This is a genomic window from Photobacterium malacitanum (assembly GCF_900185615.1).
Taxonomy (GTDB): Bacteria; Pseudomonadota; Gammaproteobacteria; order Enterobacterales; family Vibrionaceae; genus Photobacterium; species Photobacterium malacitanum.
In genome coordinates, this window is record NZ_FYAK01000007.1 from 100,963 (window position 1) to 120,969 (window position 20,007).

Annotated in this window: 15 protein-coding genes and 2 tRNA genes; 14 read left to right on the forward strand and 3 right to left on the reverse strand. The window is 41.9% G+C overall.

Features of this window, described 5'->3' with window-relative positions; genetic code table 11:
• The first annotated feature begins 12 nt into the window (after positions 1-12).
• A complete protein-coding gene (carB, locus tag PMAL9190_RS14820; RefSeq protein ID WP_087845863.1) occupies positions 13-3,231 on the forward strand; it encodes a carbamoyl-phosphate synthase large subunit in 3,219 nt (1,072 codons plus the stop codon).
• Positions 3,232-3,334: 103 nt separating this feature from the next.
• Here the strand turns inward: carB and dacB are convergent, their stop codons facing one another.
• A complete protein-coding gene (gene dacB / locus PMAL9190_RS14825; RefSeq protein WP_235004368.1) occupies positions 3,335-4,756 on the reverse strand; it encodes a serine-type D-Ala-D-Ala carboxypeptidase in 1,422 nt (473 codons plus the stop codon).
• A 149-nt stretch (positions 4,757-4,905) separates the two neighbouring features.
• A complete protein-coding gene (locus PMAL9190_RS14830; protein ID WP_087845865.1) occupies positions 4,906-5,970 on the reverse strand; it encodes a porin in 1,065 nt (354 codons plus the stop codon).
• A gap of 611 nt (positions 5,971-6,581) precedes the next feature.
• On the opposite strand from PMAL9190_RS14830, the gene greA reads away from it, so the two are divergent.
• Positions 6,582-7,055, forward strand: coding sequence for a transcription elongation factor GreA (gene greA / locus PMAL9190_RS14835; protein WP_087845866.1), 474 nt, complete (start codon positions 6,582-6,584; stop codon positions 7,053-7,055).
• 145 nt (positions 7,056-7,200) lie between these two features.
• Here the strand turns inward: greA and yhbY are convergent, their stop codons facing one another.
• Positions 7,201-7,497: a ribosome assembly RNA-binding protein YhbY gene (gene yhbY / locus PMAL9190_RS14840; protein ID WP_036795986.1), complete on the reverse strand. Its 297-nt coding sequence runs from the start codon at positions 7,495-7,497 to the stop codon at positions 7,201-7,203.
• A gap of 212 nt (positions 7,498-7,709) precedes the next feature.
• Between yhbY and rlmE the strand changes: the two genes are divergently transcribed.
• The 12 genes from rlmE (at position 7,710) to truB (ending at position 19,906) form a co-directional block, all read left to right on the forward strand.
• Positions 7,710-8,339 carry a 23S rRNA (uridine(2552)-2'-O)-methyltransferase RlmE gene (gene rlmE / locus PMAL9190_RS14845; protein WP_087845867.1) on the forward strand — a complete coding sequence of 210 codons (630 nt, stop codon included), beginning with the start codon at positions 7,710-7,712 and terminating at the stop codon, positions 8,337-8,339.
• Positions 8,340-8,388: 49 nt separating this feature from the next.
• Positions 8,389-10,332, forward strand: a complete 1,944-nt coding sequence (gene ftsH, locus PMAL9190_RS14850) for an ATP-dependent zinc metalloprotease FtsH (protein WP_087845868.1) — start codon at positions 8,389-8,391, stop codon at positions 10,330-10,332.
• A 68-nt stretch (positions 10,333-10,400) separates the two neighbouring features.
• Positions 10,401-11,234, forward strand: coding sequence for a dihydropteroate synthase (gene folP / locus PMAL9190_RS14855; RefSeq protein WP_087845869.1), 834 nt, complete (start codon positions 10,401-10,403; stop codon positions 11,232-11,234).
• Between the two features lie 80 nt (positions 11,235-11,314).
• Complete coding sequence (gene glmM, locus PMAL9190_RS14860) at positions 11,315-12,652, forward strand: phosphoglucosamine mutase (protein WP_087845870.1); 1,338 nt, start codon at positions 11,315-11,317, stop codon at positions 12,650-12,652.
• Positions 12,653-12,922: 270 nt separating this feature from the next.
• Positions 12,923-13,312 carry a preprotein translocase subunit SecG gene (gene secG, locus PMAL9190_RS14865; RefSeq protein ID WP_082955783.1) on the forward strand — a complete coding sequence of 130 codons (390 nt, stop codon included), beginning with the start codon at positions 12,923-12,925 and terminating at the stop codon, positions 13,310-13,312.
• An 11-nt stretch (positions 13,313-13,323) separates the two neighbouring features.
• Positions 13,324-13,408, forward strand: a tRNA-Leu gene (locus tag PMAL9190_RS14870).
• Positions 13,409-13,465: 57 nt separating this feature from the next.
• Positions 13,466-13,542, forward strand: a tRNA-Met gene (locus PMAL9190_RS14875).
• A 188-nt stretch (positions 13,543-13,730) separates the two neighbouring features.
• Positions 13,731-14,186 (forward strand): ribosome maturation factor RimP, encoded by a 456-nt coding sequence (rimP, locus tag PMAL9190_RS14880; protein WP_087845871.1) that lies wholly within the window; start codon positions 13,731-13,733, stop codon positions 14,184-14,186.
• A 22-nt stretch (positions 14,187-14,208) separates the two neighbouring features.
• The gene (gene nusA / locus PMAL9190_RS14885) at positions 14,209-15,696 is read left to right on the forward strand and encodes a transcription termination factor NusA (RefSeq protein ID WP_087845872.1); all 1,488 of its coding nucleotides are present in this window, start codon (positions 14,209-14,211) and stop codon (positions 15,694-15,696) included.
• A 27-nt stretch (positions 15,697-15,723) separates the two neighbouring features.
• Positions 15,724-18,456, forward strand: a complete 2,733-nt coding sequence (infB, locus tag PMAL9190_RS14890) for a translation initiation factor IF-2 (protein ID WP_087845873.1) — start codon at positions 15,724-15,726, stop codon at positions 18,454-18,456.
• Positions 18,457-18,554: 98 nt separating this feature from the next.
• Positions 18,555-18,956, forward strand: a complete 402-nt coding sequence (gene rbfA, locus PMAL9190_RS14895; protein WP_087845874.1) for a 30S ribosome-binding factor RbfA — start codon at positions 18,555-18,557, stop codon at positions 18,954-18,956.
• Positions 18,957-18,958: 2 nt separating this feature from the next.
• Positions 18,959-19,906, forward strand: coding sequence for a tRNA pseudouridine(55) synthase TruB (gene truB, locus PMAL9190_RS14900; protein ID WP_087845875.1), 948 nt, complete (start codon positions 18,959-18,961; stop codon positions 19,904-19,906).
• Positions 19,907-20,007: the final 101 nt, after the last annotated feature.

The following is a 20,007-nucleotide window of genomic DNA, read 5'->3' on the forward strand; positions in this document are numbered from 1 at the left end:
GGAGTAGTAAAAATGCCAAAACGTACTGACATTAAAAGTGTATTAATCTTAGGTGCTGGTCCGATTGTTATCGGTCAAGCGTGTGAATTCGACTACTCAGGTGCGCAAGCATGTAAAGCGTTACGTGAAGAGGGTTACCGCGTTATTCTGGTTAACTCAAATCCAGCGACGATTATGACCGACCCTGATATGGCTGATGCAACATACATTGAGCCTATTCACTGGGAAGTGGTACGCAAGATCATCGAAAAAGAACGTCCAGATGCAGTATTGCCAACGATGGGTGGCCAAACTGCACTTAACTGTGCGTTAGATCTTGAAAAGTATGGCGTATTAAAAGAATTTAATGTCGAAATGATTGGCGCAACAGCGGATGCGATTGATAAAGCTGAAAACCGTTCACGTTTCGATAAAGCAATGAAAGCGATTGGGCTTGAATGTCCACGCGCAGATACTGCAACCAGCATGGAAGAAGCCTACAAAGTTCTCGATATGGTTGGCTTCCCTTGTATTATTCGTCCGTCGTTTACGATGGGTGGTACTGGTGGCGGTATTGCATACAACAAACAAGAATTTGAAGAAATCTGTTCGCGCGGTCTCGATTTATCACCAACCAGTGAGTTGTTGATTGATGAATCACTGATTGGCTGGAAAGAATACGAAATGGAAGTGGTGCGTGATAAAAACGACAACTGCATTATCGTATGTGCGATTGAAAACTTTGACCCAATGGGTATTCATACTGGTGACTCAATCACTGTTGCACCAGCACAAACACTAACGGATAAAGAATACCAGCTAATGCGTAATGCATCACTAGCTGTATTACGTGAAATTGGTGTTGAAACGGGTGGTTCAAACGTTCAGTTTGGTATTAACCCTGAAGATGGCCGTATGGTTATCATCGAAATGAACCCACGTGTATCACGCTCATCTGCATTGGCATCTAAAGCAACAGGTTTCCCGATTGCTAAAATCGCCGCAAAACTGGCGATTGGTTTCACCCTTGATGAACTAATGAATGACATCACAGGTGGCGCAACCCCTGCTTCATTTGAACCAACGATTGACTACGTTGTAACTAAAATTCCACGTTTTAACTTTGAAAAGTTTGCCGGTGCTAACGATCGTCTAACGACGCAGATGAAATCTGTTGGTGAAGTCATGGCGATTGGCCGTAACCAACAAGAATCATTACATAAAGCTTTACGTGGCTTAGAAGTTGGTGCATGTGGCTTTGATGAGATGGTTGATCTTGACGAACCAAATGCGATGAGCAAAATTCGTCATGAATTAAAAGAAGCGGGTGCAGATCGTATCTGGTATATCGGTGATGCTTTCCGTGCGGGGATGTCAGTTGACGGTATTTTTAATCTTACCAATATTGATCGCTGGTTCTTGGTTCAAATCGAAGACATTATTAAAGACGAAGCACGCGTAAAAGCGGCCGGTTTTGCGGGTCTTAATGCGCAATCATTACGTGCATTAAAGCGTAAAGGTTTTGCTGATGCACGCCTCGCTAAATTGCTTGGCGTCGCTGAAAGTGAAATTCGTAAACTGCGTGACCAATTTAATATTCATCCAGTGTACAAGCGTGTTGATACTTGTGCGGCTGAGTTCTCATCAGACACTGCTTACATGTACTCATCTTATGATGATGAATGTGAAGCAAATCCAACCACTAAAGAAAAGATCATGATTCTTGGTGGTGGTCCTAACCGTATTGGTCAGGGAATTGAATTTGATTACTGTTGTGTACATGCATCATTAGCATTACGTGAAGACGGTTACGAAACCATTATGGTTAACTGTAACCCAGAGACAGTATCAACCGATTACGATACCTCCGACCGTTTGTACTTTGAACCTGTAACGCTAGAAGATGTACTTGCGATTGCACGTATTGAAAAGCCTAAAGGTGTTATCGTTCAATACGGTGGTCAAACACCACTGAAATTAGCACGTGCACTTGAAGCGGCTGGTGTGCCAATTATTGGTACTAGCCCAGATGCTATCGACCGTGCTGAAGACCGTGAACGCTTCCAACAAGCCGTTGATCGTTTAGGTTTATTACAACCAGAAAACGCAACAGTGACAACAATGGAGCAGGCGATTGAGAAATCAAAAGTCATCGGTTTCCCATTAGTGGTACGTCCATCGTATGTACTTGGCGGTCGTGCAATGGAAATTGTTTACGACGAGCAAGATTTACGTCGCTACTTTAATGAAGCGGTTAGCGTATCAAACGAATCACCAGTATTGTTAGACCGCTTCTTAGATGATGCGATTGAAGTTGATGTCGATGCGATTTGTGACGGTGAGCAAGTGGTGATTGGCGGTATCATGGAGCATATCGAGCAAGCAGGTGTTCACTCAGGTGACTCTGCATGTTCATTACCTGCCTATACGCTAAGTCAAGACATTCAAAATATCATGCGTGAGCAAGTGAAGAACTTAGCATTTGAATTAGGTGTTCGTGGCTTAATGAATACCCAGTTTGCTGTTAAAGATAACCAAGTTTACTTAATTGAAGTAAACCCGCGTGCTGCCCGTACGGTACCATTTGTTTCAAAAGCAACCGGTGCACCACTGGCTAAGATTGCAGCACGTGTAATGGCAGGGCAATCACTTGAGTCACAAGGTTTCACCAAAGAAATCATTCCACCGTATTACTCAGTAAAAGAAGTGGTGTTACCGTTTAACAAATTCCCAGGTGTTGATCCATTGTTAGGCCCAGAAATGCGCTCAACTGGTGAAGTTATGGGTATTGGTAATACCTTTGCAGAAGCGTTTGCTAAAGCTGAATTAGGCTGTGGTAAAGAGTACCCATCTTCAGGTCGTGCATTACTTTCTGTACGTGAAGGTGATAAGAAGCGTGTAGTTGATTTAGCGTCTAAGTTAATTAAACTTGGTTACCAACTAGATGCAACTCACGGTACCGCGGTTATTCTTGGCGAAGCGGGTATTAACCCACGTTTGGTAAACAAGGTTCACGAAGGTCGTCCTCATATTCTTGACCGAATTAAGAATAATGAATACACCTACATTGTGAATACAGCTGAAGGTCGTCAAGCGATTGAGGATTCTAAGGTACTACGTCGTAGTGCTTTGGCTGAAAAGGTCAATTACACGACTACCTTGAACGCAGGTTTTGCGACTTGTCTGGCACATACTGCTGATGACCGCAACACAGTGACTTCAGTTCAAGAGTTGCATGCAATGATTAAGTAATCGTATTTCGATACCATAATTGAATCTAATAAAAAGCCGATCATTAAAATGATCGGCTTTTTTATTTACTCAAAATACGAAACGACAACCACATTAATATTAATCAATAGCTGTTATACAGTGAGGTATAGTACTGTTTTTCAAATTGATTAATTGGCGGTAGCGGGCTGGCTTTTAACTCAGCTTTAGTGGGGTAGTAGTTAGTGACCAGCTGCACAAATAATAATGGGTGACCTGATTTAGTGTTAATAATACCGGCAAGATTATAAGTGCCAAACAAAGAGCCTGTTTTTGCAATGATATTATCTTTTAATGGCGTATTTCGAACACTCTTACGGTATTGAAGAGTGCCACTTTTACCTGCAACGGGTAAATCAGTGATTAATCCTAGTTTAGGGTGCTGATAAATGTAAGTAAGCACTTCCATTAAATCATGAGTATTTAGGCGGTTATTACGCGAAAGACCGGAACCATCCACCATGATGGTATTGGATAAATCAATATTGGCTTTTTGTTTTAAGATCGCTTTGATAGCAGCAACCCCATTGGCATAATTACCTGCTTGATTAAAGTATTTAGCACCGATGGTTTTAGTCAGATTATCAGCAAATAAATTATCAGAACGTTTAAGCATGATATACAGCAGCGTCGTTAATGGCGCTGACTGGTGGGTTGCAATGATCTTACCGCTGATAGTGTCATTACGTAAAATTTTACCGTCTAAACGGATCCCTGCTTGCTTTAATTCACGCTTAATAATAGCTGTTGAATATAAGGTGGTATTTTGAACCGCAAATCGCAGCGGCAGTGGATCTTTTTTCGGTTGAATACAGCCAGTGATGTGATAGTTATTATTATCGTTGGCTTGCAGTGATAGCTCACAGTGTTGTTCTTTTTGCTGTGCTTTGGTGACCACAATGGCATCATTGGTAGCGGTAACTGGCTGGTGGCTAGGAATATGTAGCCGTGTTTTAGCGCCAAAAGCCATGTTTGAATATAATGCCCCTTCAAAACAGTTATGCTCCAAAGTAATGCTACTTGATGGTGCACTGTAGCACTGGGTCAGCATATCCCACGGTGAGCCTACCGCATGTTCAAATCCTGTAAAGTGACCACCATTAAGGTAAAGGTTACCTTTAATGGTATTAACACCTTGTTGTTTGAGTTGACGCAATAGATTGGCAATATCACTGCTTTTTAGAGTCGGATCACCATTAAAATTTAAAATGACATTATTGGCTTGAGTCTCAAGGGTGGTGCTAAAACGGAAATCATTACCTAAATATAATTTCGCCGCGAGTGCGGTTAATAATTTTTGGGTACTGGCTGGAGCTTGAAGGTGACTCGCTTGGTGTTGGTAGATGATTTTATTGGTTGCAGGGTTAACAACCAGTAGTGAGGCATCACTACCTGTCGGTAATAGCTTGAGGGCTTGCTGAGGCGCAAACGCTGCAAATGATGGCATGCTTGTTAGTAGCAAGGCTGAACAAATAAGTCGTTTAAGCATCTTTAGGAATATTGGCATAAGTAAAATGAATCATAATCATAGCTTTTTTAATACCGTTAGTAAAAAAGCCGTTTGATAGCGTTATAACCAATAATGTATTAGCTGCAATAGCAAAAAGCGCCGACCGAGGTCGACGCTTTTTTGTAGTACGCTTTTAATCGTTTGGATTAGAAGTCGTAACGAGCACCTAGAACAACTTGGTCAGATGCTGCAACTTTACCTACTTTGTTCTTATCAAGCATGTTGAATGTGTAAGAAGCGTAAGTACGGAAGTTGCTGTTGAAGTAGTAAGTACCGTCAACAGATAGTGCGTTTGCTAGCTCATCGTAAGCGCCGCTAGTGTTACGCTCATCTTTCATGAAGCCGTAAGTTGTAGTAAATACAGCTTTACCCATGGTGTAAGCGGCTGCGAATTCGTAACCTTGAGAGTCTGTTAGATCGCCATTTACTAGGTTATTTGCATCACGGTGACCGTACTTGTATAGACCGCCGAAGTATAGATCGCCCATAGTGTAAGATGCTACAGCAAATGTTTGCTTAGACGTTTGGTTTACTGAATCGTTGATTGCAGTTTGATCTTTTTGTTGTGCGTAACCAACACCTAATGCAAGACCTGTATCTGCTACATTGTATTTAACCGCAGTAGAGAAACCACTTTGGTCAGTTTTCTTACCTGTTGTAGTATTGTAAGCCGCGCCATCAAATACGTAGTTCGCTTTGAAGGTTAGGTTATTAAATGTACCTGCGTAAGCTAGGTTATTTGTAGTACGGTCAGCTACTGCTAGCTTAGTACCACCAACAACAGAACCTGCGTATGCCATGATATCAGTGAAATCTGTTAGCATACCTAGTGAACCGTCAGCCTTACCGTAAACGATTTGGCCGTACTTATCGCTGTTCACACCCGCATACATGTAACGGTTTTCATCATTAGAATTGTCAGATTTGAATTCACGCTCAAAGTAACCAATACCTTGTACGCCATCAGCGATTTGAGTTTTGGCATCAATGTTTACACGTACACGTGAAATGTCAGTTACATCGTTGCTTGTGTGTTGCTGAAGAACATCTGTAACATTGTCATTTTTTGCATTTTCAGAAAGTAGTGCGCGAGCTTCTACACGGCCGCCAATAGCTAGGCTAGAAGTGTCGTCTGAATAAACTGTTGCTGCTGATGCTGCGCCAGAGAAAGTCGCTGCTGCTACTGCTAGAGCAATTAGGTTCTTGTTCATTACCGAATCCTTTATGATATTTTTATAGGTTGCATTTTGATGCCAAATGCTATGGCGTTCTTTTTACGTGTGTCATTGGTAATATGTTAGTAAAAAAAACTGAAAAATAGTTTAAATGGGTGTTTTTTAGTTTTTTTATGGTGTTTATTCTCTTTTTTATCAATGTGTTATACAAATAAGTAAAAGTTCTAATTATTTTTTGGATTTTAGTTCTATTTAGAAGATATTGTTTTTTTTATACTTAAAAAAGCCATTTTTATTTGTAAGAGTGTGATTTGGCGCGCTTTTTAATATTGGGTTGAATGTAACTGTTTTTATGTTGTTAGTGCCAATGTCACAATAGTAAGTAAGTACTGACATTTAAGTCGCTTTGATTTTAGCGGGGCGATTAATTGCTATGTTGCTGCTTTTAGGACTGCGATGTAACGTAAAGAATTAGCATAAAAATGACAGTTAAATACGGATTATCATTTATCAATGATGATCTCTGAGTCATCTTTGTTTAAAATAAACCAAATCATTTTTTTATTCTGTCGGGCTAGCCATGGGCTAGATTGACACTATTTACCTGAAATTGGCGAGCGCTATCAGGTTACAGAGGTTATTTATTTATGGAAAAAGTACCAATGACTGTTCGCGGCGAACAAAAGCTGCTCAAGGAACTTGAGGTATTATTAAAGCGTCGTCCACTTATTTCTCAAGCGATCGCTGAAGCACGTGAACTCGGCGACTTGAAAGAAAATGCTGAATACCACGCTGCACGTGAAGAACAAGGTATTTGTGAAGCACAAATTCGTGATATCGAATACAAGCTATCAGTAGCACAAGTGATTGATGTCACGACATTAGCAAATACAGGTAAAGTTATTTTTGGTACAACTATCAAACTATTAGATTTAGATAGTGATAAAGAAATGACCTACTGCATCGTCGGTGATGATGAAGCCGATATTAAGCAGAACTTAATTTCAGTTAATTCACCGATTGCACGTGGTTTAATTGGCAAGATGGTTGGTGATGAAGTTCAAATTACAACGCCTGGTGGCTTAAAAGAATTTGAAATCATGGATGTACAATATATTTAATATGTAATTGCTATTTGTTGTTCGTAAAAATTTAGACTATGTTTGACAAATAAGCGCTAACTTATTAATTACGGTAAGGTTTGTCGTTAGCAATGGCAGTATGTTGCCAACGACGAATATAAAAAAGGCCGCTAGGCGGCCTTTTTTATTTACGAGGAAGTTCGATTTTACGATCTTCTGTTTGACGGTAAAGTACCAATGTTTTACCAATCACCTGTACTTTTTCCGCTTTAGTTTCGCGAATAATAGCGTCGACGATTAATAATTTAGTTTCACGATCTTCAGAAGCCACTTTTACTTTAATAAGCTCGTGGTGGTTTAGAGCTAAATCGATTTCGGCTAATACTGCTTCAGTTAGGCCGTTGGCACCCATAAGTACAACAGGCTTTAGGTTGTGAGCAAGGCCTTTTAAGAACTGCTTTTGTTTTGTGCTTAGATTCATGATGACTCTATTTTTTTAGTTACAAGGGTTGAAAACGCGACATTCTACCGCCATCTAGTCTAGAAGACTAATTTGTTTAATAGATGACAGTCGGAAAATTTACAGTGATTATGTTGCACTGCACATTTTTAGGGCGCAATCTAATGAATTAGGTGCGATAAAGTCTTTAGCCGACGTATACTTACTAAGTATGGCAACTCATTAGGTTTAGCATGAGTAGAAAAAAACAATCCGCTAGCTCAGGCCGGTGGTTAAAAGAACATTTTGACGATAAATATGTACAAGAAGCACAAAAACGGGGCTACCGTTCACGCGCTTTCTTTAAAATTGAAGAAATTCAAAATAAAGATAAATTATTAAAACCGGGCATGACAGTGGTTGACCTTGGTGCTGCACCAGGTGGTTGGTCACAGTACGCGGCAGAAATTGTAGGTGATGAAGGACAGGTCATCGCTTGTGATATTTTGCCAATGGATTCACTACCGGGGGTGAGTTTTCTCCAAGGTGATTTCCGTGAAGAAGCAGTATTAGATGCTTTATTGACTCGCATTCAACCAGATATGGTTGATGTGGTAATGTCTGATATGGCTCCTAATATGAGTGGTAATCTTGCATCCGACCAACCTCGAGCTATGTATCTTGTTGAGCTTGCATTAGATATGTGTCGACAAGTGCTTGCACCGAATGGCAGTTTTGCGGTAAAAGTTTTCCAAGGCGAAGGCTTTGACCAATATCTTGCTGATATTCGAAGCATGTTTAAAGTGGTCAAAATTCGTAAACCTGATTCCTCGCGAGATCGTTCGCGTGAAGTCTATATTGTGGCTACAGGTTACAAACTGTAGTAATCTACATTCATCTTTTAGTTATCGCGAGGTTAACACCTTGAGTGACATGGCAAAAAACTTGATTTTATGGCTGGTCATTGCTGTTGTTCTTATGTCTGTATTCCAGAGTTTCGGAACCAATAGTAATAGTACTAAAGGCCAAGTCGATTATACGACATTTGTCCGTCAAATCGGTCAGGATCAGATAAAGGAAGTACGATTCAATGATCGTCAAATCACTGTAACCAAACGTGATAATGCGAGCTATGTAACATACTTACCTGTCGCAAATGATCCAAAACTGTTAGACGATCTTATTAACGCAAACGTAGCAGTTTCAGGTACGCCACCAGAAGAACCAAGCCTTTTAGCTTCAATCTTCATCTCGTGGTTCCCGATGCTATTGCTTATTGGTGTTTGGATTTTCTTTATGCGTCAGATGCAGGGCGGTGGTGGCAAAGGTGCCATGTCGTTCGGCAAATCTAAAGCACGCATGATGGGTGAAGACCAAATCAAAACAACCTTTGCTGATGTAGCAGGTTGTGATGAAGCTAAAGAAGACGTTAAAGAACTGGTTGATTACTTACGTGATCCAAGCCGTTTCCAAAAACTAGGTGGTAAAATCCCAACAGGTGTGTTGATGGTTGGTCCTCCTGGTACAGGTAAGACGTTATTAGCAAAAGCAATTGCAGGTGAAGCTAAAGTACCGTTCTTTACTATCTCTGGTTCTGACTTTGTTGAAATGTTTGTTGGTGTGGGTGCATCCCGTGTCCGTGACATGTTTGAACAAGCGAAGAAAGCAGCGCCTTGTATTATCTTTATCGATGAAATCGATGCAGTAGGTCGTCAGCGTGGTGCTGGTGTTGGTGGTGGTCATGATGAGCGTGAGCAAACACTTAACCAGATGCTAGTTGAAATGGATGGTTTTGAAGGTAATGAAGGTATTATCGTTATTGCCGCAACTAACCGTCCTGATGTACTGGATCCAGCATTACTTCGTCCTGGTCGTTTTGACCGCCAAGTTGTTGTTGGTCTTCCGGACGTTCGTGGTCGTGAACAAATCCTTAAAGTTCACATGCGTAAAGTACCGTTAGACGGTGATGTTAATCCATCATTGATTGCTCGTGGTACCCCTGGTTTCTCTGGTGCTGATCTGGCAAACCTTGTTAACGAAGCTGCACTATTCGCCGCTCGTGGTGAGAAACGCACCGTTTCAATGGTTGAGTTTGAACTAGCAAAAGATAAAATCATGATGGGCGCTGAGCGTAAATCAATGGTGATGTCTGAAGATCAGAAAGCATCAACGGCATACCATGAAGCAGGTCACGCAATTATTGGTCGTTTGGTACCGGATCATGATCCAGTGTACAAAGTGTCAATTATTCCACGTGGTCGTGCATTAGGTGTGACAATGTACTTACCAGAGCAAGATCGTGTAAGTCATTCTCGTGAATTCTTAGAATCAATGATTTCAAGTCTTTACGGTGGTCGTCTAGCTGAAGAGCTTATCTATGGTCGTGAGAAAGTATCGACTGGTGCGTCAAACGATATCGAACGCGCAACTGATATTGCACGTAAGATGGTGACGCAGTGGGGCTTCTCTGACAAGTTAGGACCATTACTATACGCAGAAGACGAAGGTGAAGTATTCCTTGGTCGTTCAGTAACACAAAGTAAGCATATGTCTGATGACACTGCGAAACTTATTGATAGTGAAGTACGTATTCTAATTGATCGTAACTACCAACGTGCGCGTCAAATTCTAGTTGATAATATGGATATCATGCATGCAATGAAAGATGCATTGATGAAATATGAAACTATTGATGCGGGTCAGATTGATGATCTAATGGAACGTAAAGCAGTTATTCGCGCACCGAAAGGTTGGGCTGATGACGGTGATACAATCCATAATGCACCAGAAACAGAGCTAGCACCTGATGAGCCTGTAGGTGACGGTATCGATGCATTGTCTGAAAAAGATGATACTGATACTAAACCGCAAGTCTAATTGCTAAGTGAATAGAAAACCCTGACTTAGGTCGGGGTTTTTTTTATGGAAATTTCCGGAGTCATAACATGATGTTAATCAGTAAAACTAAGACACTTGATCTGACAACGCCTCAAGTGATGGGGATTGTTAATATAACCCCAGATTCATTTTCTGATGGCGGTAAATACAATCAATTAGAGCGTGCGTTACGTCATGTTGAATCTATGCTTGAAGCGGGCACTGCGATCATTGATATTGGTGGCGAATCGACGCGTCCAGGTGCTGCTGATGTAAGCCTTGAGCAAGAACTTGCACGTGTTATTCCGGTAATAGAAGCGATTAGGCAACGATTTGATTGCTGGATTTCAATTGATACCAGTAAAGCGCAGGTAATGACTGCAGCAGTAAATGCCGGTGCTGATTTAATTAATGATGTACGTGCATTGCAAGAACCAGGGGCAATAGCAGCAGCAGCAAAAGCAAATGTTCCTATCTGCTTAATGCATATGCAAGGTCAACCGCGTACAATGCAAGCTGATCCTAATTATGTTGACCTGATCACTGATGTAAATCATTTTTTTCAGCAGCGTATTCAAGCTTGTGAGCAACAAGGTATTCGTCGTCAACAACTGATATTAGATCCCGGTTTTGGTTTTGGTAAAACAATGGCGCATAATTATCAATTATTAGCGCAATTTGAACAATTTCATCAGTTTGGGTTGCCGTTATTAGCGGGAATGTCACGCAAATCAATGATTTCGAAATTATTGGACAAACCCGCTGCAGATTGTTTAGCCGGTAGTTTAGCCTGTGCGACGGTGGCTGCGATGAAAGGCGCACAAATAATTCGTGTTCATGACGCTAAACAAACAAATGATGTTATTCAAGTCTGTAATATGGTCGCAAAATATTCTAAATAATTAGATATAATTCCATAGTAGTGAAAGATTGTAAGCTGATTACAGTCGATATACTTATAAGATAGAGCTAGGAGCGTAAAATGGCTGAACGTAAGTTCTTTGGTACTGATGGTATTCGTGGTTTTGTTGGTGAAGGTCCGATTACACCTGAGTTTGTAATGAAGCTAGGCTGGGCTGCTGGGCGTGTATTATCAAAAACAGGTACTAAAAAAGTATTAATTGGTAAAGATACTCGTATTTCAGGTTACATGCTTGAGTCTGCTTTAGAAGCAGGTCTTGCTGCTGCGGGTTTAAAAGCAGCTTTTACCGGACCAATGCCAACCCCTGCTGTTGCCTACCTAACCCGTACATTTCGTGCTGAAGCGGGGATTGTGATCTCTGCATCACACAACCCTTACCATGATAACGGCATTAAATTCTTTTCATCACAAGGTACTAAATTACCGGATGAGGTTGAATTAGCCATTGAAGCGGAAATGGAAAAACCATTAACGTGTGTAGAATCAGCATTACTGGGTAAAGCATATCGAATTGATGATGCAGCAGGGCGTTACATTGAATTTTGTAAAGGTACATTCCCTAATCATTTAAGCCTTGAAGGTTTTAAAATTGTTGTCGATTGTGCGCATGGTGCGACATATCACATTGCCCCTAAGGTTTTCGCTGAATTAGGTGCTGAAATTATTACTATTGGTTGCGAGCCAAACGGTATCAATATTAATGATAAGGTGGGCGCTACAGACGTTGCCGCATTACAAGCGAAAGTATTAGCAGAAAAAGCTGACTTTGGTATTGCCCTTGATGGTGATGGTGACCGTATTATCATGGTTGATGAGCTTGGTAATAAAATTGATGGTGACCAGATTGCTTACATTATTGCTCGTGATGCATTACGTTGCGGTGAACTGAAAGGTGGTGTTGTTGGTACGTTAATGACCAATATGGGCATGGAAGTTGCACTTAAAAATCTAGGCATTCCTTTTGTACGTGCAAAAGTGGGTGACCGTTATGTAATGGAAGAATTACTAAAGCATAATTGGTTAATTGGCGCTGAAAATTCAGGCCATGTTATTTTACTTGATAAAGTAACGACAGGTGACGGTATTGTTGCTGGTTTACAAGTGATGGCGTCTATCGTAGCAAGTAAAATGAGCCTAAAAGAGCTAAGTGATGGCATGACAATGTTCCCGCAAGTTTTGGAAAATGTTCGCTTTAAGGGCGACAGCGATCCTCTACAATCAGCTGCTGTTATTGCAGCAACTCAAGCGGTTGAACAAAAATTAGGTGATAATGGTCGCGTATTATTACGTAAATCAGGCACTGAGCCATTAATCCGTGTTATGGTTGAAGGCCAAAATGCAGCTGATGTTAAGCAATATGCATTAGATATTGCAAAAGCAGTAAAAGAAAACTGCTAATGTAAGAATTATTGATAACTGTTTAATTATTTAAACATTATTCAATAAAGGACGAGGCTGGCTAATACAAATATGGTCAGCCTTTTTATTTCGATGACTTTGTTTTTGGCTAAATGTTGTGCAAGTGGTTCGGAATATTCACTTTTTTAGTAAATATTACTTGTCACTGTTACACTGTTTCGCTAGTATTCATTCGCTCTCTAGATAAGAGGAATGCGCTGGCACTGCTAAAGCAAAGCCGGTATAGCAATTTAACCATAGGTGGAACCCATGTACGAAATTCTACTTGTGATTTATCTTGTCGCTGCGCTTGGTGTAATTGGCCTAGTAATGGTTCAGCAAGGTAAAGGCGCAGATATGGGAGCTTCATTCGGGGCTGGTGCTTCAGGAACTTTGTTCGGCTCTAGCGGCTCAGGAAATTTTCTAACTCGAATGACAACACTTTGTGCACTTATTTTCTTTGTGATCAGTCTTGTTCTTGGCAACATGAGTACCAAGCAAGCATCAGAGACTAGTGGTTGGGATAACCTTTCGGCTCCTGCTACAACACAAGCTGTTGAAACACCAAAGACTGTAACGACAGATAAAGTTGTTGCAGCTGAAAAAACAACTGAGAACACTGCTGAAACAACACCAGCAACAAGTGAAAAATCTCAGTAAGTAAATATTTAGCCGAGATGGTGAAATTGGTAGACACGCTAGCATGAGGTGCTAGTGCCGCAAGGTGTAGGGGTTCAAGTCCCCTTCTCGGCACCATTATACTGGTTACTTGTAATAGTAACATCTGAACGGTATACTAAGTTCAGAATCGGACGCGGGGTGGAGCAGCTTGGTAGCTCGTCGGGCTCATAACCCGAAGGTCGTTGGTTCAAATCCGGCCCCCGCAACCACTTTCCTGAAAATAGACTATTCTTATTTTTGAATGTTTGTTTTCTTACTAAGACACTTGCTTGCATGGTTTTAGTAATCAGGGTCCAGTAATAAAAAACCCCGTATTCGGGGTTTTTTATTATCTGAAACATGACCATTCAGGTATTTACTGGGCTTTATGCCCTTTTTTTGTTTCCGGGGGGTTGTCTTGACAGCTTTAGAGACACAATTAACCGACTTACTTGAGCCTTCAGTTCAAGCTCTTGGCTTTGAACTTGTAGGTTTAGAGTTCATCCGTGCTGGTGAGCACTCCACACTTCGCGTGTTTATTGACCATGAAAATGGTATAAATGTAGACAGTTGTGCAGAGGTTAGCCGCCAGATTAGTGCAGTAATGGATGTTGAAGATCCAATTACTGTTGCTTACCACCTAGAAGTGTCTTCCCCTGGATTGGAAAGACCACTCTTCAAAGCAGCACATTACCAGCAATTTATTGGTCATGAAGTTAGCTTAGTATTAAAAATGGCGATGGGTAACCGTCGTAAGTGGAAAGGTGACATTGTCGCTGTTGAAGGCGAACTGATCACACTTAACGTAGATGGCAATGACGAGTCCTTTGCACTTAGCAATATCTCCAAGGCCAACCTAGTTCCAAAATTCTAACCGCTAAACTGGGGCATTAGAAATGAACAAAGAAATCTTGGCTGTCGTAGAAGCGGTATCCAACGAAAAAGCTGTTCCTCGCGAGCGTATCTTTGAAGCGCTTGAAATCGCATTAGCAACAGCAACTAAAAAGAAACATGAAGCAGAAATCGACGTTCGTGTTGTTATCGATCGTAAAACGGGTGAATTCGAAACTTTCCGTCGTTGGAAAGCAGTAGAAGAGGTGACTCAACCTACACTTGAAATTACGTTAGAAGCGGCACAATTTGAAGATCCAACAATTGCTCTTGGCGATTATGTTGAAGATGATATTGAATCTGTAACGTTCGACCGTATTACGACGCAAACAGCAAAGCAAGTTATCGTACAAAAAGTACGTGAAGCTGAGCGTGAGCAAATTGTGGCACAATTTATTGACAACGAAGGTGAGCTAATCACTGGTATTGTTAAGAAAGTAAATCGTGACGCAGTGATCATTGATTTAGGTAGCAACGCAGAAGCGGTTATCCAACGTGATGATCAACTTCCTCGTGAAAACTTCCGTCCAGGCGACCGTGTTCGTGGTCTACTTTACAAAGTTGCTCCTGAAGCACGTGGTTTCCAGTTATTCATGACGCGTTCTAAGCCAGAAATGCTATCTGAGCTATTCCGCATTGAAGTGCCTGAAATGGGCGAAGAACTGATTGAGCTAATGGGCGCAGCACGTGATGCTGGCTCTCGTGCAAAAATTGCAGTAAAAACTAACGATAAGCGTATTGACCCAGTGGGTGCGTGTGTTGGTATGCGTGGCGCACGTGTTCAAGCTGTTTCTAGTGAGCTTGGCGGCGAGCGTATTGATATCGTATTGTGGGATGAAAATGCTGCACAATACGTGATCAATGCAATGGCACCTGCGGAAGTTGATTCAATCATTGTTGATGAAGACAACCACACAATGGATATCGCAGTACAGAAAGACAATCTGGCACAAGCGATTGGTCGCAACGGTCAAAACGTACGTCTAGCATCACAGCTTACTGGCTGGGAACTAAACGTAATGACGGTTGAAGATCTACAGAAAAAACACCAAGCAGAAGCACAAGCATCAATTGAAGTGTTCACTAAGCACCTTGATATTGATGAAGACTTTGCCACTGTATTGGTAGAAGAAGGCTTTACTACACTAGAAGAAATTGCTTACGTTCCATTAAGTGAGTTAATGGATATTGATGGTCTTGATGAAGAGACTATTGAGCAATTACGTAGCCGTGCAAAAGCGGCATTGACTACGCTAGCGCTTGCTAAAGAAGAATCGCTTGATGGTGTAGAACCAGCTGAAGATTTATTAAGTCTGGAAGGTCTTGAGCGCGAATTAGCGTTTAAGTTTGCAGCAAAAGGTATTTGTACGCTTGAAGATCTTGCTGATCAAGGAACTGATGACTTGACCGACATTGAAGGCGTGGACGAAGCAAAAGCGGGTGAGCTAATTATGGCTGCGCGTAATATTTGCTGGTTCAGCGACGAAGCGTAATAAAAAATAAAGCAAGGGAGGAGCATTATGTCAGAGGTTACCGTTAAAACATTGGCGGAAGAAATTGGTACGCCGATTGACCGTTTACTTCAACAGTTTTCAGATGCTGGGATAGCTAAGAATGTTGATGCAAATGTAAGCCAAACCGAAAAACAGGCGTTACTTAACCATCTCCAAAAGGAGCATGGTAGTGACGGCAATACTGACGGCGCTCCGACTCGTCTGACTCTGCAGCGTAAGACACGAAGTACACTAAGTGTGTCTGGCAGTGGTGGCAAGAGCAAAAATGTTCAGGTAGAAGTGCGCAAAAAGCGCACCTACGTGAAACGTTCAGCACTAGAGGATGAACAACGTGCAGCGGAAGAAGCTGTTAAGCGCGAAGCAGAAGCAAAAGCGCAACGTGAAGCTGACATGATTGCCAAACAAGCCGCAGAAGAAGCAGCAAAACGTAGTGCAGAGGAAGCTGCCCTACGTAAAGCTGAAGAGCAGCGTAAAGCAGAAGAAGCTGCTAAGCGTGAAGCAGAACAGAAATTAAAGCGTGCCGCTGAGGATAAAGCGAATCGTACCGAACAGGATAAGCGTAAAGCTGAGGAAAAAGCTAAGCGCATTGCCGCTGACAAACAGGCTAAGTTAGATGCTGAAGTACTACAGCGTCGTCTGGAAGAGGAAGCCAAGCGAAAAGCCGAAGAAGAAAGTCAGCGTCAGCTAGAAGAGGCTCGCAAAATGGCAGAACAGAACGAGAAAAACGGGGTAAAACCTGAGCAAGCAGTAAGTATGGAAAAATCTGATTACCATACAACGACATCTACCTATGCTCGTGCTGCAGAAGATGAACAAGACCGCAAAGAAGAAACTTCTCGCCGTCGTAAAAAGAAAAAGCCAGCGGCTAAGCAAGACGAACGTGGTGGCCGTGGCGGTCGTAACCAACGTGGTCGCGGTAAGCCACAAATGAACAAACCTGCTTCAATGCAACATGGCTTCGATAAGACAGCACAAGTTGCTAAGCAAGATGTTGTTATTGGCGAAACTATCGTGGTTTCAGAACTAGCTAACAAAATGTCTGTTAAGGGCGTTGAAGTTATCAAAGTGATGATGAAGATGGGCGCTATGGCGACTATCAACCAAGTTATCGACCAAGAAACAGCAACATTAGTTGCTGAAGAAATGGGTCACAAAGTAATTCTACGCAAAGAAAACGAATTGGAAGAAGCGATTCTTTCTAATCGTAACGACTTAGATCTAATCAAAGTCTCTCGTGCGCCAGTTGTTACTATCATGGGTCACGTTGACCATGGTAAGACATCAACACTTGACTACATTCGTAAAGCACACGTTGCTTCAGGCGAAGCCGGTGGTATTACACAGCACATTGGTGCTTACCACGTTGAAACTGAAAACGGTATGATTACCTTCCTTGATACTCCAGGACACGCAGCGTTTACAGCTATGCGTGCTCGTGGTGCTCAAGCGACAGATATCGTTGTACTAGTCGTGGCTGCAGACGATGGTGTAATGCCACAAACAATCGAAGCAATCCAGCACGCAAAAGCGGCAGGTGTACCTTTGATCGTTGCGGTAAACAAGATCGATAAAGAAGATGCAAACCCAGATAACGTGAAGAATGAGCTAGCTCAATACGACGTTATGCCTGAAGAGTGGGGCGGTGACAACATGTTTGTTCACATCTCTGCGAAGCAAGGTACTAACATCGATGGTCTATTAGAAGCCATTCTTCTTCAGTCAGAAATTCTTGAGCTAACAGCAGTTGAAGAAGGCATGGCATCTGGTGTTGTTATTGAATCTCGTCTTGATAAAGGCCGTGGTCCAGTTGCAACAGTACTTGTTCAAGAAGGTACATTGCGCAAGGGCGATATCGTTCTTTGTGGTCTAATGCATGGTCGTATTCGTGCAATGCGCAACGAACAAGGTCAAGAAATCGAATCAGCAGGTCCATCTATTCCTGTTGAGATCCTTGGTCTTTCTGGTGTGCCGTCATCAGGTGACGAAGCGACTGTTGTACGTGATGAGCGTAAAGCACGTGAAGTTGCACTTTACCGTCAAGGTAAATTCCGTGATGTTAAACTAGCACGTCAACAAAAAGCTAAACTAGAAAACATGTTTGCTAACATGGAAGCTGGTGAAGTTGCTGAACTAAACGTTGTGCTTAAAGCTGACGTTCAAGGTTCTGTTGAAGCAATCGCTGACTCACTACGTAAACTTTCAACTGATGAAGTTAAAGTGAGCATCGTAGGTTCAGGTGTTGGTGCAATCACTGAAACTGATGCAGTACTTGCAGCAGCTTCTAACGCTATCATTCTTGGTTTCAACGTTCGTGCTGATGCGTCTGCGCGTCAAACAATCGAAAATGAAAACCTAGATCTACGTTACTACTCAATCATTTACCAACTAATCGACGAAGTTAAAGCGGCGATGGGCGGTATGCTGGCTCCTGAGTTCAAGCAAGAGATCATTGGTCTTGCTGAAGTACGTGACGTATTTAAGTCACCTAAGATCGGCGCAATCGCTGGTTGTATGGTAACTGAAGGTACTATTAAGCGTAACAACCCTATTCGTGTTCTACGTGAAAACGTAGTTATCTACGAAGGTGAGCTTGAGTCACTACGTCGCTTTAAAGATGACGTTGCTGAAGTTAAGAACGGTTACGAGTGTGGTATCGGCGTTAAGAACTACAACGACGTTCGCGTTGGCGACCAGATCGAAGTATTCGAAATTATTGAAATCCAACGTACACTTGACTAATAATCAGTGTAGATAGTTGTTTTTCAACATGATAATGATAATGGGGAGCTTCGGCTCCCCATTCTTTCAAGAGCATTATTCTTAGAGAGAGCAAGACAATGGCAAAAGAATTTAGCCGCACCCAACGTGTAGCACAACAGCTACAAAAAGAATTAGCAGTGATTTTACAGCGTGAAATCAAAGATCCAGCGATCGCAATGACAACAATCTCAAGTGTTGATGTATCGCGTGATATGAACTACGCCAAAATCTATGTAACTTTCTTTCCAATTGGTGAGCAAACTGCAGAAGGCAGCTTGGCAGCACTACGTGAAATGTCACCTTACATTCGTTCACTACTAGGTAAAGAAATTCGCCTACGTGTGACACCTGAGCTTAACTTTATTTTCGATCAATCGTTAACCGAAGGTATGCGTATTTCTAACCTAGTATCAAAAGCGGTACGTGACGATGAAGATCGTCGTGGTGATGAAGACGAAGTAGAAAAAGGCGAGGAATAAGCATGGCACGTCGTCGTAAAGGTCGTCCAATTAACGGTGTGATCTTGGTTGATAAACCAACCGGCATTAGTTCTAACGATACCCTGCAAAAAGTAAAACGTATCTTTTTTGCACAAAAAGCGGGCCATACCGGTGCGCTTGATCCTTTAGCGACGGGCATGTTACCGCTTTGTTTTGGTGAAGCGACCAAATTTTCACAATTCTTATTAGATTCTGATAAACGTTATCGTGTGATCGCCAAATTAGGTGAACGTACCGATACGTCTGATTCTGATGGTGAAGTGGTTGAGACCCGTGCGGTTAATGTTGATCGCGATCAGCTTGAAGCATGTATCGATCGTTTTCGCGGCACGACCGATCAAATTCCATCAATGTACTCTGCATTAAAATACCAAGGCCGTAAGTTGTATGAATACGCGCGTGAAGGGATCTCAATTCCTCGTGAGTCGCGTAAGATCACAGTGTATTCGGTTGAGTTATTGCGGTTTGATAACAATGAAGTTGAAATGGAACTTCATGTATCAAAAGGAACGTATATTCGTACTATCGTTGATGATTTGGGGGAAATGCTAGGTTGTGGTGCTCACGTTATTATGTTGCGTCGTACCGGTGTTTCTAACTTCCCGTATGATCGCATGGTAACCATTGAGCAGTTACAAGCGATGCTTGATGACGCTAAAGCTAACGATGTTGAACCTGGTACAGTATTAGATGCGTTATTATTGCCAACGGATACAGCTGTACAAGATTTACCCGCAGTGAATATCACCGCAGAAGCTGCGGTTCATGTTCTACACGGTAATCCTGTTGCTGCTGAAGTGGTTCCCGCTGAAGGTACATTAGTACGTATTACCGTTGGCGGTAGTGCTGAATTTATTGGTGTTGGTACCATTGATGCAAAAGGCATGTTGGCTCCAAAGCGTGTAATGGCAAACGAACAACAGCAATAATGACGCCAGTAAATCACAATTAACCGTCAACCATTAATCAGCTTGATTAGGGTAAAGAAGTTGTTTGAGATTAAAAATAACGCTGGTTAATTATTCGCTTG